Annotated in this window: 16 protein-coding genes; 9 read left to right on the top strand and 7 right to left on the bottom strand. The window is 36.6% G+C overall.

Annotation, left to right across the window (positions count from 1 at the left end):
* The first annotated feature begins 159 nt into the window (after positions 1-159).
* The gene (gene sufB, locus D0T08_RS19715; protein WP_116984398.1) at positions 160-1,629 is read left to right on the top strand and encodes a Fe-S cluster assembly protein SufB; all 1,470 of its coding nucleotides are present in this window, start codon (positions 160-162) and stop codon (positions 1,627-1,629) included.
* A 68-nt stretch (positions 1,630-1,697) separates the two neighbouring features.
* Here the strand turns inward: sufB and D0T08_RS19710 are convergent, their stop codons facing one another.
* Complete coding sequence (locus D0T08_RS19710; protein WP_116984397.1) at positions 1,698-2,309, bottom strand: MarR family winged helix-turn-helix transcriptional regulator; 612 nt, start codon at positions 2,307-2,309, stop codon at positions 1,698-1,700.
* 108 nt (positions 2,310-2,417) lie between these two features.
* On the opposite strand from D0T08_RS19710, the gene D0T08_RS19705 reads away from it, so the two are divergent.
* The 3 genes from D0T08_RS19705 to D0T08_RS19695 all read left to right on the top strand — a co-directional run bounded on the left by D0T08_RS19705 (position 2,418) and on the right by D0T08_RS19695 (position 5,070).
* Positions 2,418-3,368 carry a hypothetical protein gene (locus D0T08_RS19705; RefSeq protein WP_116984396.1) on the top strand — a complete coding sequence of 317 codons (951 nt, stop codon included), beginning with the start codon at positions 2,418-2,420 and terminating at the stop codon, positions 3,366-3,368.
* A gap of 93 nt (positions 3,369-3,461) precedes the next feature.
* Entirely contained in the window at positions 3,462-4,052 is a 591-nt protein-coding gene (locus tag D0T08_RS19700; protein WP_229239003.1) for a Crp/Fnr family transcriptional regulator, read from the top strand.
* Between the two features lie 226 nt (positions 4,053-4,278).
* Positions 4,279-5,070, top strand: a complete 792-nt coding sequence (locus D0T08_RS19695) for an alpha/beta hydrolase (RefSeq protein WP_116984395.1) — start codon at positions 4,279-4,281, stop codon at positions 5,068-5,070.
* Between the two features lie 66 nt (positions 5,071-5,136).
* On the opposite strand, the gene D0T08_RS19690 is transcribed toward D0T08_RS19695, so the two are convergent.
* The 3 genes from D0T08_RS19690 to D0T08_RS19680 are packed head-to-tail and all read right to left on the bottom strand — an operon-like array spanning position 5,137 to position 8,294.
* Positions 5,137-5,988 carry a sugar phosphate isomerase/epimerase gene (locus D0T08_RS19690; protein ID WP_116984394.1) on the bottom strand — a complete coding sequence of 284 codons (852 nt, stop codon included), beginning with the start codon at positions 5,986-5,988 and terminating at the stop codon, positions 5,137-5,139.
* A gap of 39 nt (positions 5,989-6,027) precedes the next feature.
* The gene (locus D0T08_RS19685) at positions 6,028-7,743 is read right to left on the bottom strand and encodes a GMC oxidoreductase (protein WP_116984393.1); all 1,716 of its coding nucleotides are present in this window, start codon (positions 7,741-7,743) and stop codon (positions 6,028-6,030) included.
* A 26-nt stretch (positions 7,744-7,769) separates the two neighbouring features.
* Positions 7,770-8,294 carry a gluconate 2-dehydrogenase subunit 3 family protein gene (locus D0T08_RS19680; protein ID WP_116984392.1) on the bottom strand — a complete coding sequence of 175 codons (525 nt, stop codon included), beginning with the start codon at positions 8,292-8,294 and terminating at the stop codon, positions 7,770-7,772.
* A gap of 255 nt (positions 8,295-8,549) precedes the next feature.
* Between D0T08_RS19680 and D0T08_RS19675 the strand changes: the two genes are divergently transcribed.
* Positions 8,550-9,071 (top strand): hypothetical protein, encoded by a 522-nt coding sequence (locus D0T08_RS19675; protein ID WP_116984391.1) that lies wholly within the window; start codon positions 8,550-8,552, stop codon positions 9,069-9,071.
* A 62-nt stretch (positions 9,072-9,133) separates the two neighbouring features.
* Here D0T08_RS19675 and D0T08_RS19670 read toward each other — a convergent pair whose 3' ends face one another.
* Complete coding sequence (locus tag D0T08_RS19670) at positions 9,134-10,714, bottom strand: S8 family serine peptidase (protein WP_229239002.1); 1,581 nt, start codon at positions 10,712-10,714, stop codon at positions 9,134-9,136.
* A 152-nt stretch (positions 10,715-10,866) separates the two neighbouring features.
* Between D0T08_RS19670 and D0T08_RS19665 the strand changes: the two genes are divergently transcribed.
* On the top strand, positions 10,867-12,156 hold the full coding sequence (locus D0T08_RS19665) for an aminopeptidase P N-terminal domain-containing protein (protein ID WP_116984390.1): 1,290 nt from the start codon (positions 10,867-10,869) through the stop codon (positions 12,154-12,156).
* A 93-nt stretch (positions 12,157-12,249) separates the two neighbouring features.
* Positions 12,250-13,062 carry an N-acetylmuramoyl-L-alanine amidase-like domain-containing protein gene (locus tag D0T08_RS19660; protein ID WP_116984445.1) on the top strand — a complete coding sequence of 271 codons (813 nt, stop codon included), beginning with the start codon at positions 12,250-12,252 and terminating at the stop codon, positions 13,060-13,062.
* A 45-nt stretch (positions 13,063-13,107) separates the two neighbouring features.
* Here the strand turns inward: D0T08_RS19660 and D0T08_RS19655 are convergent, their stop codons facing one another.
* Positions 13,108-14,376, bottom strand: coding sequence for an amidohydrolase family protein (locus tag D0T08_RS19655; RefSeq protein WP_116984389.1), 1,269 nt, complete (start codon positions 14,374-14,376; stop codon positions 13,108-13,110).
* Between the two features lie 360 nt (positions 14,377-14,736).
* Between D0T08_RS19655 and D0T08_RS19650 the strand changes: the two genes are divergently transcribed.
* Together D0T08_RS19650 and D0T08_RS19645 are read left to right on the top strand one after the other, a co-directional pair.
* Positions 14,737-15,255, top strand: coding sequence for a uridine kinase (locus D0T08_RS19650; protein WP_116984388.1), 519 nt, complete (start codon positions 14,737-14,739; stop codon positions 15,253-15,255).
* 94 nt (positions 15,256-15,349) lie between these two features.
* Entirely contained in the window at positions 15,350-16,231 is an 882-nt protein-coding gene (locus D0T08_RS19645; RefSeq protein WP_116984387.1) for a bifunctional 5,10-methylenetetrahydrofolate dehydrogenase/5,10-methenyltetrahydrofolate cyclohydrolase, read from the top strand.
* 52 nt (positions 16,232-16,283) lie between these two features.
* Here the strand turns inward: D0T08_RS19645 and D0T08_RS19640 are convergent, their stop codons facing one another.
* The gene (locus D0T08_RS19640; protein ID WP_147322818.1) at positions 16,284-16,460 is read right to left on the bottom strand and encodes a T9SS type A sorting domain-containing protein; all 177 of its coding nucleotides are present in this window, start codon (positions 16,458-16,460) and stop codon (positions 16,284-16,286) included.
* Positions 16,461-16,648: the final 188 nt, after the last annotated feature.

Genomic DNA, 16,648 nt, shown 5'->3' with positions numbered 1-16,648 from the left:
ACAAATTCGCCCATCGTATCGGTATTAAGGCTAAATTTGCGAACAAATATTTCTTAACTGGTGTTAGGATAATTACAGCAGATGCTTAGTTTGCTATTTGTTACTACGCAAAAGTCTAATATTTCGCTTTTATTTTAAAAGCGCACAAAGCAAAAATACATGAGTAAAGACTTAGAATTATTAGAAGAATTAACAAGCTCCGAATATAAATACGGGTTTTATACCGACATTGAGGCAGATGAAGTTCCGGCAGGATTAGACGAAAATGTAATCCGTTTGATTTCTGAGAAAAAAAACGAGCCTGAGTGGATGTTAGAATGGCGTTTGAATGCTTTCAGAACATGGTTAAACATGACTGAACCTAAATGGGCAAACATCCACTACAAACCTGTTGATTTTCAGGGTATCAAATATTATTCTGCACCAAAACAGAAGAAGACTGTTAATAGTCTTGATGAAATTGACCCGGAATTACGTCGTACTTTCGAGCGTTTAGGGATTTCATTAAAAGAGCAGGAGCGTTTAGCCGGTGTTGAATCAAAACCTTTATCAGGTGTTGCGGTTGATGCCGTGATTGACTCGGTTTCAGTGGCTACAACCTTTAAGGCAGATCTAAAGAAATTGGGAATTATATTCTGTTCAATGTCAGACGCTATTCAGGAACACCCTGATTTAGTTAAGAAATATTTGGGCTCGGTTGTACCAGTAAAAGATAATTTTTATTCAGCACTGAATGCAGCCGTATTTTCTGATGGCTCGTTCTGTTATATTCCGAAAGGCGTTCGTTGCCCGATGGAATTGTCTACTTACTTCCGTATTAACGCGGCAGGAACCGGGCAATTTGAACGTACCTTGATTGTTGCTGACGAAGGTGCTTACGTAAGTTATCTGGAAGGCTGTACAGCCCCGCAGCGTGATGAGAACCAATTGCATGCGGCAGTAGTTGAAATTTATGCTCACAAAGATGCTGAAGTAAAATATTCAACTGTACAAAACTGGTATCCGGGTGATAAAGAGGGGAAAGGTGGTATTTATAACTTTGTAACCAAACGTGGATTATGTTTCGGTGAAGGTTCTAAAATTTCATGGACACAGGTTGAAACAGGCTCTGCCATTACCTGGAAATATCCTTCCGTAATTCTTCGTGGTGATAATTCAATCGGAGAGTTCTATTCAGTAGCTGTTACAAACAATATGCAACAGGCTGATACCGGTACGAAAATGATTCATATTGGTAAAAATACCAAAAGCCGTATTGTATCAAAAGGTATTTCAGGAGGTAAAAGCCAGAACTCTTATAGAGGTTTGGTAGATATTTCAAAAAGAGCACAAAATGCCCGTAACTTCTCACAGTGTGATTCGTTATTATTGGGCGATAGATGTGGAGCACATACATTCCCATATATTGAAGTAAATAATTCTTCTGCCACAGTAGAACATGAAGCAACTACCTCGAAAATCGGCGAAGACCAATTGTTCTATTGCAACCAGAGAGGTATCCCAACAGAGAAAGCGGTGGCATTGATTGTAAATGGATATGTAAAAGAAGTATTAAACCAATTACCCATGGAGTTTGCCGTTGAAGCACAAAAATTATTAGAGATTTCACTAGAAGGAAGTGTCGGATAATTTTAGCAATAGATTATTTGTAGAAAAGACTGCTTGAAGGGCAGTCTTTTTTGCTGTAGTAGCTGCTCTTAATGATTTTTTATGTAATTATACATCTCTTCGAAACTCTTGCCTTTCACTTCTACCGCCAATACTGAATGCTTTTTCTCTACAGCTTCTAATTGCTGAATACATAATTGGATAGCTTCTTCACTCATTTCGCTAAAAATCATTTCTCCAGCTTTAGCCATATATTTATAGCATTCAGCCAAAGTTTGCCTGCCTTTCTCTGTAAGGCTGATTAAACGTGCTCTTCCATCTGTTTCGTCAGGGCGGGTTTGTATGAAATCATCGTACAGTAATTTCGCAATAGCTTCCATGCCTGTAGTGTATTCTACAAGTAAATAATTAATTAAATCTGTCTTGCGAACCTCACCTATATGTGCTAAACCATTCAGGTAATAAAAACCATCGTGGAACGGTAATTGAGTTTCGCTCATGGCAGCTCTTTGATAAAGATTAAAAGCGCTTGTGATACGCCCCATTGTTCTAAGAAGCAAGCCTCTACTATTTGCTGATGTATTTTCTTCGCTAAGATTTTGTTTTGCCAAATAATACCTGCAAAATTCATCAAGGTTTGCGTGTGGATTCTCTTGTTCATATGAATCCCATTCTATTAAGAGTTTTATTGTCTTATTCATAGATGTTATATCTGATCCGATGTAAATATAAGAAAATAAAAACTAATATGTTGTAAATAAATCTAAAGCGATGTATATTTGTCGATTAAATAACGAAAACAATATATTATGGATGATAAACTTATATTTGGTATTTACCCCGGTGGACTAGATGCTTTACAAAAAGGATTACCAAATAATCCTGAAAAGATTAATGAGGCATTAGATATTTTACAGGGTGATAAACAACTATTTCTGGTACGAGGATATAGAGGATTCGATAATGTTGACGTAGAAGCACCTGAAATGATGGAACAATATTGCATCAATGGAAGAAAATTGGATTTGACATTATGCTATAGGAGTGCTACAGGCGATATTGACGGATGGATTATTTTTATTAAAAGAATGATTCATCAATACTCAACGCATTTGCATAAAATACAAATTACAGAGGAACCTAATAATCCTGATGCTTTAACAGGAGGGGATGGGAGTTCTAAAAATATTCATGAAGCTATTATTGAAGGAGTTATCGTGGCCAAGCGAGAGGCTTCTCTATTAGGTTTGCATATAATGGTAGGCTTTAATGCCGTTGTCTCATTTAACCCGACGGATAGTTTCTGGCAAAGTTTAGCAGAGAGAATTACTCCAAAATTTATGAACTCGTTGGATTTTGTTGGTCTGGACTTTTTTCCCGATGTATTTATACCATTACCTGCAAAACCTGATGGTATTACAATAAGCATAGAAGAAGCGGTAAATCTGGTATTAAATCAATTCAGAAAAGCAAATCTAGCTATTGGGAAAATTTCAGACAATATTCCGATCCATATTACAGAAAATGGATGGGCCACTACTCCGGAACGCACCTTTCAAAGACAAAAGGAAGTCTTAATAGATACACTGCTCGTAGTGAATCAGTTGAAGGTGGAATTAAATATTACCCATTATGAGTATTTCGGTTTAAGAGATGCTGATAGTTCGGATAACGGATTCCAATTCGGTTTGATGAAAGATGATTATATATCTAAACCTGCTTTCGATGCCTATAAAACTCTGATAAAAAGTTATGGTTGAGATAAATATGAAATTTAATGTCAATTTCAATCAAAACTTGCTAAATATGTATAGAGTCTGTAGATTTGATAAAACCTGAATCTACTGAAATTTATGATGAACTACCATGATATACTTGCTCACGCTTTACAACAATTAGCCAAAATAGATGAAGATGATTTTAAGCTTGCTTCACCTTATTGGCAGCATAAGAATTATAAAAAAGGAGAGTATTACAATGAATACCGTAATGTGTGCAAGTATCTTGGATTTATTATTGATGGCGTTTTCAGAACATATTATGTTGATGATAATACAGGCGAAGAAAAGAATGTCTTCTTTTTCTCAAAAAATCAGGTAGTAGTTTCATTCAAAAGTTTTATTACTCAAACTCCCTGTAACTACTTTACTCAATCAATGGTCGATTCGAAGATTCTGTATATCCATATAGATGACCTTAACCGATTATATCAGAAATCTCATAAATGGGAACATTTTGGGCGACTCATAGCTGAGTTGGCCTTTAATGTTTCGATGAATCGTACTGAAAGCTTTTTATTTCAAACTCCTGAACAGCGTTACCTGCAATTAATTGACGAGCACCCTGATATCTTCAATACTATTCCATTATATCAGATTTCCTCCTATCTGGGCATCCAGGGCCCATCGTTGAGCCGCATTCGCAGGAGAATTATTGGTAAGTAATTATTTATTGATTTGATTAAACTCAGCTCGACTCTGCCCAAAACTTAGTGATACTCCGTGGTTAACTCATTCTTAATAACTGTATTGAATTTATTGGAAAAAAATCTGGCTTAGGTTGCTTATTTAACTTAGGTTAAAATTATTGTCATGCCTATCTATGACATTTGTATCATAATCTTAACGATAACAACAACACAGATTTTAAAAACATCAAATCAATACTACAATGAAAAATTCAATCACCACCAAAAACATCGTATTTATTACAGGCGCTTTCGTTCACAATTCTTCATGGCAGGAATGGCAAAAATATTTTGAAAGCAAAGGCTATAACACTATTGCTCCTGCCTGGCCATTTAAAGATGCACCAACTGCAGAGGATTTACGAAGCAGACAACCGAATGACACTGATTTAGCTGCCCTGACTTTAGATGAATTAGTAGATCATTATGCAAATATTGTGAAACAATTCCCGGAAAAGCCAATTATCATTGGTCACTCTTTAGGGGGGTTAATCACGCAGATTTTAGTAAACAGAGATTTAGCTGCAGCTGGTATCGCCATTCACCCGGTTGCTCCGCAAGGTATTATACCTTATGAATTCTCGTTCCTGAAAGCAGGCTGGAAAGTACTTGGTTTGTTTACATCCTTGAAAAAAACTTACCTGATGTCGTTTAAAGACTGGCAGTATGCTTTTGTGAATGGAATGCCATTAGAAGAACAAAAAGAAGCTTATGAAAAAAATACCATTCCTGAATCGAAAACTGTAGCCAGAGGTGGATTAACAAGTGCAGCAAAAGTTGATTTTGCTAAACCACATGCCCCTTTATTGATTACCTCAGGTGATAAAGATACAATTATACCGGCACACCTGAATATGCGTAACTATAAAGCTTACAAAGAATCAGGATCGGTATTAGATTATAAAGAATTCAAAGGTAGAAACCACTACGTACTAGGCCAAGCAACCTGGAAGGAAGATGCAGATTATATTCTGGACTGGATTAAAAAACAATAATTGATTAGATGTTCGATAAAAGTAAAGAGGAGAGACCTTAGCGGTTTCTCCTCTTTGCGTTTAAAATTACTGCTTCAAACTCTTTAGATACTCAATACTTTTCGGAACATTTACCAGTTCGTTATTACTTTCGTCTTCAATAAAGAAGTGTTTAATACCGATTTTGTTGGCTTCTTTAAAAATATTTGGCCAATCAGCTTGCCCTGTTCCTAAAACCACATCGTTCTCAGCAGGTGTATGACCAGAGAAATCACCTTTAATGCCTTTTTTCAAATCTTTCACGTGCATTAATTTCCAGCGATTAGGATATTTTTTCATTAAAGCTACAGGATCGCCGCCTCCATGAATGGTCCATAATACATCCATCTCAAAAGAAACGTATTCTGGATTTGTGTTTTTAATGATATAATCCATTAATGTACCATCTTCATATGGTCTGAATTCATAGCCATGGTCATGATAACAGAAGGTAATACCATTTTCTTTGAATATTTTACCGGCATAGTTGAAATCTTCTACTGCTTTTTTTGCCTCTTCAATGGTAAAATTATCACCTTTGTGAGGTATCCATGCACACATCACGTAAGTAGAACCCAATATCTTGGCTCTTTTGATGGTTTCTTCCGGATTTCTCAATTGCTCATAACCAATCCCGGTCGATGGAATCTTAATTCCTCTATCATCACACATTTTTTTAAATTCTTCTAATGTTACACCTTTTGCTCCACCACCTTCAATCTCGGTGATGCCCAATGATTTAATCAGGTCAAGTGTACCGGGTACGTCTTTAGGCATTACATTGCGATAAGTATAAGTCTGTACTGCAAATGGTGCTGTGTACAAAGGCTTTTTCTTTTGCGCATTTACTCCCTGAATAAATACCAGGCTTAATAAACTGTAAAAAAGGATTTTCTTCATAGTTAATGAGGCGATTTCCGCCGAGGTTAATTATAGTTATTAAAGGTTTTTCTTCTTCATTTCGCCCACTGCGTAGTTTGCTGCGCGGGCAGTTAGAGCCATATAAGTCAGGGAAGGGTTTTGCGTTCCGGTAGATGTCATGCAAGCGCCGTCTGTTACAAAAACGTTTTTGCAAAGATGCAAAGCATTCCATTGATTAAGCAAAGAAGTTTTAGGGTCATGTCCCATTCTTACACCACCCATCTCATGAATATCTGAGCCTGGATTTGATTTGCCATCAACCGCTTTTATATTTCTGAACCCTGCCTTGGTAAACATTTCCGTAAATTGTTCCATGTAATCCTTTACCATTTTTACATCATTATCAGTCCATTCGGCAGAAGTGACTAATTGCGGAATACCAAAAGGGTCTTTCAGTGTTTCGTGTAACCTGACATGATTTTTTTCGATTGGCACACATTCGCCCATCATCCATGAGCTTACGTGCCAATGATTATTCAATTTAGGAAACAATAGGCTATTCTTCAAATCTTCGCCAATACCTTCCCGGCTTGAATAAGAGCCTCTACCTGCGCCAACTCCAGCGGCATAACCTCTCAAAAAGTCAGTTTCCTGTGAATGCAGGTTTCTGAATCTTGGCACATAACCATTGCTTGGATTTTTTCCATCGGTGATCTTATCCAGAAAACCTTCATACTCAGCCGATATTTTACCACGGTAGTTATGCCAAGCTATAAATTTACCCAAAAGTCCACTGTCATTACCCAAACCATTGGGGAAACGAGCGGAGATTGAATTCAGCAAAATCAGGTTTGAGTTTAAAGCAGAACCATTAACAAAAATGATTTTCGCATAATACTCAATCATTTCTTTGGTATTGGTATCAACCACTCTTACACCTGAGGCTTTATTGAGTTTTTCATCAAAGATAATAGAATGAACAGTTGAGAACGGTCGTAAAGTCATATTACCAGTTTTGGCAGCCCATGGTAGGGTAGATGCATTGCTGCTAAAATATCCACCGTACGGACAACCACGATTACACAAGTTGCGATGCTGGCATGTAGCCCTACCTTGTTTTAAATGAATAGGCTGCGGGTCAGTTACATGCGCACAACGTCCCTGAATTACATGGCGTTTGCTATCATATTCTTTTATTAAAACTTTTTTCAGGTGTTGTTCTACACAGTTCAATTCAATCGGAGTAAGAAATTCGCCGTCTGGTAATTCCTGTAAACCATCTTTATTACCTGAGATACCGGCAAATTTCTCTACATGGCTATACCAGGGTGCAATATCAGCATAGCGGATAGGCCAGTCAACAGCAAATACATCACGTTTTGGGCCTTCGAAATCTAAATCACTCCAGCGTTGTGTTTGCCTTGCCCACATTAATGATTTACCTCCTACATGATATCCACGTGTCCAGGTAAAAGGTTTTTCTTCTACAAAGGGTTGTATCCCATCTTTCAGTGCAAACGGAAGCGTCTCTTCTCTTAAAAATGCTGCCCTGCCCTTAGGATATTGACTTCTGACATCTAAAGGCACTTGCCCGCGATGCTCGAAATCCCAGGGATTTTTCATAGCAGTTGGGTAGTCTGCAATATGTTTTATATCTCTTCCGCGTTCCAGTACGATTGTTTTCAAACCCTTCTCACATAATTCTTTTGCTGCCCAACCTCCACTAATACCCGAGCCAATCACGATGGCATCGTAAGTATTCTGTTTTTTTATATCTATTGCAAGATTTGCCATTTTATGTCGTAGTATAGGTGAATAGTTTATTTTTTTACAGATACACAACCATAATAATGCCCGGGTGCCATATTGTAATGCAAAAACTCTGTTTGCACATACTCAGAGGTAGTATATCCGAGTATAGTCAGATTTTTAATCAGACTATAAAACTCCTTCAGTCTGGTATCTTCACTTTTCTCAAAACCTAACAGTATTTGCTGCTTTTGCTGAGTATTACAGCCTTCAAAAGGTTTGCCGAACTGCTTTTGGGCTGTGGCATCGGTTGCAGATAAGCCATTCTTAATATTCTCAGATACAGGTGCTTCATAGCAATCTTGTAGCATTTTTTGCAAAAAAGCAGGCACACCTAAAGATTTTGCTCCTTTGGTAGAAGATTCAGGAATGATAGTTTCTACGATTACTTCGAGTATATTCTGTTCAGCAGTCTTGAAAAAACTTGAGCTTATCGACAAGGAGTTCGCGTTCCATCCGTTGGAGGCCCATGAAGGAATAGAGACAAGCCCACCTAAGGCTAAAGTCAGGTCTCTGATAGCTAAACGTCGGTTCATAAGTAGAATATTTGGATGGATAAATTTACTTTAAAATTTAATTCTTTTGAGGTTTTATGAGACAAAATTTAGTTTTGTATAGATAAAATATTAGTACTAATGAAAAGACAAAAAAACTTTGTTGAAATGATGATAATTATAGAGCCAAAAGATGAAAGTTTTCCTAAAAAGATGTATTATTAAGTAATTTTCATTCGCAGTTATTGCAACAAATAATAGCTTCATCATTTATCTATTCAAAACTGACAATTGAACATGACAAAATCATTAAACTGGACCAGAAAAGCTTTTAACAGAAGTATCGAATTTAAAGGTGAAAAAGGGGAAATCATAGGAACAATGACTTTCAAAATACTTGACAGAGATGTAGAGGCTGAATTAAACGGTAAAAAATTTAGATTCGATGTATATGGATTTGTGAATAAAGAAGTAGCTATTACAGACGAGAATAACCTGGAAGTAGGGAAGATTTATCTGGGTTTTAGAAATAAAGCTGAAGCACAACTCACTAATGGAGAAAAGTATATATGGAAAAGAGCCGATTTCTTTATGAGAGAGTGGGAACTTATACATGATTTGCCTGATACTGATAATGATCCAGTGATTATCAATTATGACCGTGATAGAAATTTTCTTAATCAGGAGGGCAAAATCAGCATCTTAGAATCAAGTGAAAATTCTGATTTATTGACACTTGTTGGTTTTTTCATTGGATTTTATTTTTTAAGAAGGCGTAGTGCGGCAGCGGCAGTTGCATTAGGAGTTGCCATAAGTTAAAGCCATAATATGTGATAGAGTTAAAAATGTAGCCTTGGTTTATGTCAAAAAAATAATACTACTTATAACCAAATTACCTCAATTACTTCTTCTGTTGTAACTACGGTAGTGTGTTTTACCTTTGAATTACGCTTTAATACAATAGAGTTACGTTTTACTCTTTGCGCATCTTGTGAAAGAACCAAATATGGTGTTTTTTTGTAGAAGACAGTTACTACCTCTCCCTCTTTTACCGCAATTTCAGCTTGCGATTCATTTTCTGGTATAGATAGGGTTCGGGTAATATTGCGAGATTCTAAAGGCTCTTTAGTTTGACTTCGGATTAAATCTAAAGCTTTGGCTGCATTAGGTATACCGTATCCTAGAAAATTATTACCAAAAGGATAAAGACTGGAAGATTTTTGTAAATAATTTTTGATTTCCTTATTCGTCAGTTTAGGGTTTGCTTGTAGCATACATGCAACAAAGCCCGTAATTACTGGGGCAGCTAAAGAAGTTCCATATAGTGAGTAACAAGCTACATTTGGTTTCAGGTATTCTAAGAAATCGGGGCCAACACTACTGTAGCCCATTTTAAGCCCAGTTTCGTTAGTGGCACCAACGGCAATCGTACCCTCTGCATCTGCCGGAGTTGAAATAATACGCCAATCCCGGTCACCACCTTCATTGCCTGCTGAAACCACTACCACAATACCTTTTTCTTCAGTCGCTATTTTAGCGGCTCGGGCAATAATGCTGGTATTCCCGTTCATTTGATCAGGTTTATAATCTTCCTTCGCATTCGAAAAACCTTTTGCATAGCCTAGTGAAGTATTAATTAAGCGTACTCCCAGGCTATCCATCCATTCCATTGCAGAAACCCAGTTATCTTCTTCACCGCGAAATTCCCTACCACCGGTATCGGTTCTTGCTAGATAAAACCTGGCCTGAGTAGCCAATCCTAATATCAATTTTTCATCCTGAGACTTGCCTGTTATGGCAGTCAGAACTTCAGTGCCATGAAAATCTGATGAGGTTTCACGTTCATCAAAATGATTAGTTTTCTTAGGGTTAATATAGTCTCTGATACCTAAAATCCTTTGTTCTGTAAACAAATGCCCTAGTGCCGGCGAATCACTAACACCATAATATCCGGCATCAATTACGCCAATGGTTATGCCTTTGCCATTTAAGCCTGCTTGTAGGAAACCCTCAATTCCAATCTGCTTCATTACATAGTCAACACGTAAATCATCTTCAGCTTTTAAGTGTGGTTTATCCAGATTAGTCTTGGTTATTATTAATTTGCCTTCGATGGGTATAATTTCCTGAACAAAAGGCAAACTTTTAATGTATTGTATCTGTGAATAAGTAAGATAAGAGGAAATTCCATTCAGCCATCTGGATTCATTAATCGCAAAAATACCATTTGATTTTAGGCCATTAATATATTTTTTATTGACAGGATAATCGGTTATTTGAATTTCAGCAACGCCTATCGCTCTTCTGTTTTCTTTACACGTTTCAGAAATGGCAGCACTTGCGTTTAAATCCTTATCTTTGAAAAGAACCCAATATTTCTGCTGCGAAAATCCTTGTAATGAAATGAAAACAAAGAAAAAAAGAAATTGCCCAACCCTTGTCATGTCAATACTATAATTCATATATTTAGATACCTGAAAACTGTTTTGTCTTACGTGATAAGACAATCTTTCAACAGAGTTTTTAATAAAAGCTATATTTAATTGATAAATTTAGCTGAAAATATTGATTAAATAAACCCAAACGACTAAACTCATTTAGAAAATCACCTAATATGCGTTACGAGCCAATTGATTCTACTTTGTTTTTAAGCAACCGCAAACGTCTCAATTCACTAATAAAACCCAAATCGATGGTAATTGTTTTGTCTAATGACGTCGTTCCGAGTAACGCCGATGGCACATTAGGTTTTAGACAAAATAACGATTTTTTTTATCTGACAGGTATTGACCAGGAGGAAAGTATTCTGATTTTATTTCCTGATTTTCCTGACGAGAATCTTAGAGAAATATTATTATTACGTGAAACCAGCGAGCATATAAAAACCTGGGAGGGTGAGAGACTGACTAAATTGCAAGCCACGAACATTTCAGATATTTCCAAAGTAGTATGGACAAGCAGTTTTGAGTCGATACTACGCAAACTGGTCTTTGAAGCCGACCAGGTTTACTTGAATATGAATGAGCATGACGGTGCAGATTGGAAATTTCAGAGCCGCGAAAGAAGATTTATTACAGAATTCCAGCAGAAATTCCCCTTGCATAAAGTGGAAAGATTAGCTCCTCTTATGCGCCAATTAAGGGTAATCAAACAGCCTCAGGAAATTGAGCTCATGAAAAGGGCCATTGAAATTTCGGCAAAAGGCTTTATGAGAATGGCAAAATTTCTGAAACCCAATGTACGTGAGTATGAGCTAGAGGCTGAACTGACCCATGAATTTCTAAGGAATCGCTCTCGTGGGCATGCTTTTCATCCAATAATGGCATCAGGCTCTAGTGCATGTGTGTTACATTATATTACTAACAACAATATTTGTAAAGAAGGGGAAGTTATACTACTGGATTTTGGTGCAGAATATGCTAACTACAATGCAGATATCACTCGGTGTTTACCTGTCAGTGGTCGGTTCACTCCACGTCAAAGACAGGTTTATGAGTCAGTTCTGAAAATTATGCGTTTGTCACGCAACATGATTGTGAAAGGGAACACCATGGATAAATTGCGAAAAGATGTAGGCAAGATAGTGGAGTCTGAATTAATTGGGTTGGGATTGTTGAGTAAGAGCGATGTAGAAAGACAAGACCCGGATGCACCTTTATATAGAAAATATTTTCCTCATGGTATTTCACATCATTTAGGGCTTGATGTGCACGATGTTGGCAGTCGATACGAAACATTTAAACCCGGCATGGTTTTTACCTGCGAACCGGGCATTTATATTCCAGAAGAAAAATTGGGCATTCGATTAGAAAATGATATTCTGATAACTCAAAAGGGGAATATAGATTTAATGGAGAATATTCCCATTGAGGTAGAGGAAATTGAAGAATTAATGAATAATTAGGTACTGATTTTAAGGGTTATGCAAAGAAAAACAGTTTTCCATTATCTTTGCAGCCCTAATAACTCAAACAATATGTATAAGAAATTGCTTTCCATGAAATTTTATTTCACGACTTTATTTGTTCTTACATCAAAGTTCTTATTAGCGCAGAGTGCAGATGAGTTGGTTTTTAAACAAAAAATGGATTTGCCTAAGGGAGAAAGTACTCCTCAATCAGCCTTGACAATTGCGCAATCTTTTATTGGTCAACCTTATAAGGCAGGTACGCTTGATGTGGCGACTAAAGAGCAATTAGTTTGTAATCTGAAAGATTTCGACTGCTGGACTTTTGTTGAGACAGTTTCAGCAATGGCAATTACGAAACATTCTTCTAAACCTGGTTTTGCTGCATTTCTTCATATGCTTAAGAAATTAAGATATAGAGACGGACAAATAAACGGATATGCTTCCAGGTTACACTATTTCAAAGAATGGGCCATAAGGGCGGAAGAGAATAAACTGGTGCAGGATATGACTGAAATGATAGGAGGAATATCGGCTGAAAAACAAATTAATTTCATGACCAGTCATCGTAATTTGTACCCTCATTTGCAGAATAATGAAACCTTTTCTACAGTTCAAAGCCACGAGAATCATTTGAATAAGTATGATTTTTATTATGTTCCCAAAGCCAATGTCAGAAAAGTAGAAAGTCAGATTCAGGATGGAGATATAATTGCCATTACATCAAATATCGAGGGGCTTGATTTTAACCATGAGGGTTTTGCTATCAGAAAGAATGGAAGAGTTCATTTGTTGCATGCTTCGCAGGAAATGAAAAAAATTGTAATTTCGACAGAGCCTTTAGCTGATTATCTAAATCGATTTAAAAAGCATTCGGGCATAGCAGTTGTTCGGCTACTTTGATAAAAACGAATTCCCGCAAAATTTAAACTTTGCGGGAATCATATTCTATTCTATCACCTGCCCGTCCTTCATCACCAGCTTTACATTTCTAATATCCTTGATATGAGTTGTTGGATTTCCCTCTACAATTACAATATCTGCTAATAAGCCTGTTTTAATTCTTCCAACCTGTTGTTCAATATGAAAAGCGTCTGCATTTGTACTTGTGGCAGATCGTAGAGCTTCTATTGGCTTCATGCCGTATTCAACTAACATTTCAATCTCTCTGGCATTGTCTCCATGAGCAAAAACTCCTACATCGCCACCCATGCATATTTTTACACCTGATTTCAACACTTCTTTAAATGACTCTTTTTTATGAGTTATCTTTTCAGGTTCCGGGTCAATCCCTTTTTTCCAACCACCATATTGATAGAGCGCATCACCTGCAGCCAAAGTAGGGCAGAGGCATACATTTTTTTCTACCATTAGTTTCCATATTTCAGGTGTCCCATTGTCGCCATGTTCTATAGTTTCTACACCACCCATGATCGCTCTCCTCATTCCTTCGGCTGTTAAAGCATGGGCAACAGTTGGTCTTCCCGAACTTTTAGCGGTTGCAACAATCAGTTTAATTTCATCAAGTGTAAAAGTAGGTGCAGCTTCACCTCTCAATCCCCATCGGTAATCAGCATAAATTTTTATTACATCAGCTCCTTTACCAATCTGATTTCTCACTTTTTTTATTAAATCATCGTGTCCGTCAGCTTCCTCTGCGCCTTGAGGTACGTTGATTTCTGAGGCAAATCCTTTAGGAGCATAGCTTCCGGTAGCTACTAAAGCCTTCGTGGCAATTATTAACCTTGGACCTAAAATTACGTTTTCAATAATAGCCATTTTTAAACCAACATCATCAAATTCTGCGCCTTCAGTTCCTAAATCTCTTGCAGTGGTAAATCCTGCTTTTAAAGTTCTTTCTGCATGTTTTACAGCTCGGGCAGTCCGATAAGAACGTGACTCCTTTAAAACCTGGTCGTTCCATGATGTTTCGTTATAAGGATGCAAGAACAAATGCGTGTGCCCCTCAATTAATCCGGGTAGTAGCGTACAGTTTTTCAGTTCTATTACTTTGGTATCTTTGCTTAGATTTTTTTCAATATCTGTTTGAAGTGCTATTTGTTCTATTTTATTACCTTTCACCATTACTCCATAATTTTCGAAGACTTTTTCTCCATCAAATACTCGGGCGGGCTTTAAATAAGTAGAGGTTTGTGCAAAACAATTAATTGAAAATTGAAAGGCTATTATAAATGTAATGAGCAGAGTTTTTTTCATAGAAAGTGGTGATTGAATATTTATAACATAATTTTAGTCACAGACTTACAGATTTGGCTGATTCGCTATCGATGGAACCACCTTAGACCAATCATACCAACTGCTATAAAGAGAAGTCCCATTACGATTTTAAAAGTACTCACCTCAGGGAGAAAAAGGCTAATTATAAGAATTAAGATGCCACAGGCAATTGCCACATAGCTTGCAATGATAGTAAGCTTGTTTTTATCCATGAATATGTAGGTTAGGGTATAAGTTTGAAATTTATTCAAAAATAAGATTAAATGAACAGTTTCTAATTTTTTACATAAATCTTTTATTGAAAATTTACATTTTTACAAAATAATATAAATCTAACGTATGCTTATCGGAATTGGAGGAGTCAGCCGCTCTGGCAAAAGTACTTTAGCAAATCTTTTGGTGACGCATTTTCGTAAAAATGGGAAAAAGGCGATTATTTTTCATCAGGACGATTTCGTTTTTCCTGAAACGCAAATCCCTAAAATTAAAAACCGGACAGACTGGGAGTCTCCACACTCTATTGATTTTGAATTGTTCAAAGAGGTACTCAGTCTTTTCAGAGAAAAGTTTGATGTGGTGATAGCGGAGGGCTTATTTGCATTTTATGATGAGTCTACGAATGCACTACTTGATAAAAAACTGTTTGTAAAAGTTTCTAAGCGCACATTTCTGATTAGAAAATCGATGGATACTAGATGGGGTTATGAACCAACCTGGTTTATTGATCACATCTGGAATTCATTTCAGAAATTTGGCAAGCCTTCTTCTGAAATAAAAGATTTACTGATTGTAAGCGGAGAGGATGAATTTGATATGGAAAAAGTAATTAAGTATTTAAATAAAAATAGCGTTTATTAAAACCATTAAACGGCTGATTTCCATTTTTTCAAAGATTAATTTTTGAATTTGTTTGATTTAACAGACCTTTGCACTCTCATTAAAAATAAGCTCAATGAATCTTATAGACGGAAAATTAATTTCGGCTCAGGTAAAACTAGAATTAAAAGAAGAAGTAGAAAAACAAAAAGCCAGTGGCGGTAAAATACCTCATCTGGCAGCTATATTAGTGGGTAATAATGGCTCAAGTGAAACTTATGTAGCCAGTAAGATTAAGTCTTGCGAAGAAATTGGTTTTAAATCAACACTTATTCGCAGAGATGATAGTATTACAGAGGAAGAACTACTTGAGGTTATCAGGCAATTAAATGATGATGAAGATATTGATGGATTCATTGTACAATTACCCTTACCATCACAAATAAACGTAGAAAAAGTAATTGAATCGATAGAGCCACGAAAAGATGTGGATGGTTTCCATCCAATCAATATAGGGCGTATGGCTAAGGGATTACCTGCCTACATTTCTGCTACACCTTTTGGTGTTTTAGAGTTAATTAAAAGATATAATATCGAAACAGCCGGAAAGCATTGCGTAGTAGTAGGCAGAAGCCAGATTGTAGGTCTACCTATGAGTATTCTGATGCAAAGAAATACATACCCGGGCAATTGCACAGTTTCGTTGGTTCATAGTCGTACACAGAATTTAGCTGAAATTACACGTCAGGCTGATATTCTCATTGCCGCTTTAGGCAAACCTGAATTTATTACGGCTGAAATGGTAAAAGAGGGTGCTGTTGTAATTGACGTAGGTTTAACACGTATAGTTGATGAAACCAAAAAAAGCGGATTTGCCTTGAAAGGCGATGTTAAATTTGACGAAGTGGCCCCGAAAAGTAGCTATATCACACCAGTACCGGGTGGGGTGGGGCTTATGACTGTAGCAGCTTTGATGTACAATACTTTGCTATCGGCACGAAGAGAAATTTATCAATAATAAAAACAGAGGCCTTAAAAAATAAGACCTCTGTCATTTTATATCATTTAATTTAATGATTAATAGAGAATTGATGTGTGACGCACTTACCCTTTGCCAACTGTAGTTCTACAAAATAAACCCCATCTTTTAATTTCTCAACATCAAACTCCTGCAGGCTGCCATTATGAAGATTTTGTTTTTGAATTACTCTTCCTTGCGAATCTTTTAGAAATGCGGTATTCTTCATGTTCATCATCATTTTAATATTATGGAAAAGGAGAAGCAAAAATTTTGCCGTTCAAACCTATAGACGAGCATTTGATTTAAAAATGTTGCATCGGTTTAATCAAGTAGCAAATTTTGATTCCGTGGATTGTAAATTATAACGGTTTAAGAAGAAAATTGTTTTAATTCAATCGATAAATTCGTTTAAAT

This window comes from Emticicia sp. C21 (assembly GCF_003418935.1).
Lineage (GTDB): Bacteria > Bacteroidota > Bacteroidia > Cytophagales > Spirosomataceae > Emticicia.
Note: the sequence above shows the minus strand (reverse complement) of the source record. Positions and strands in the feature narration are given on the sequence as shown.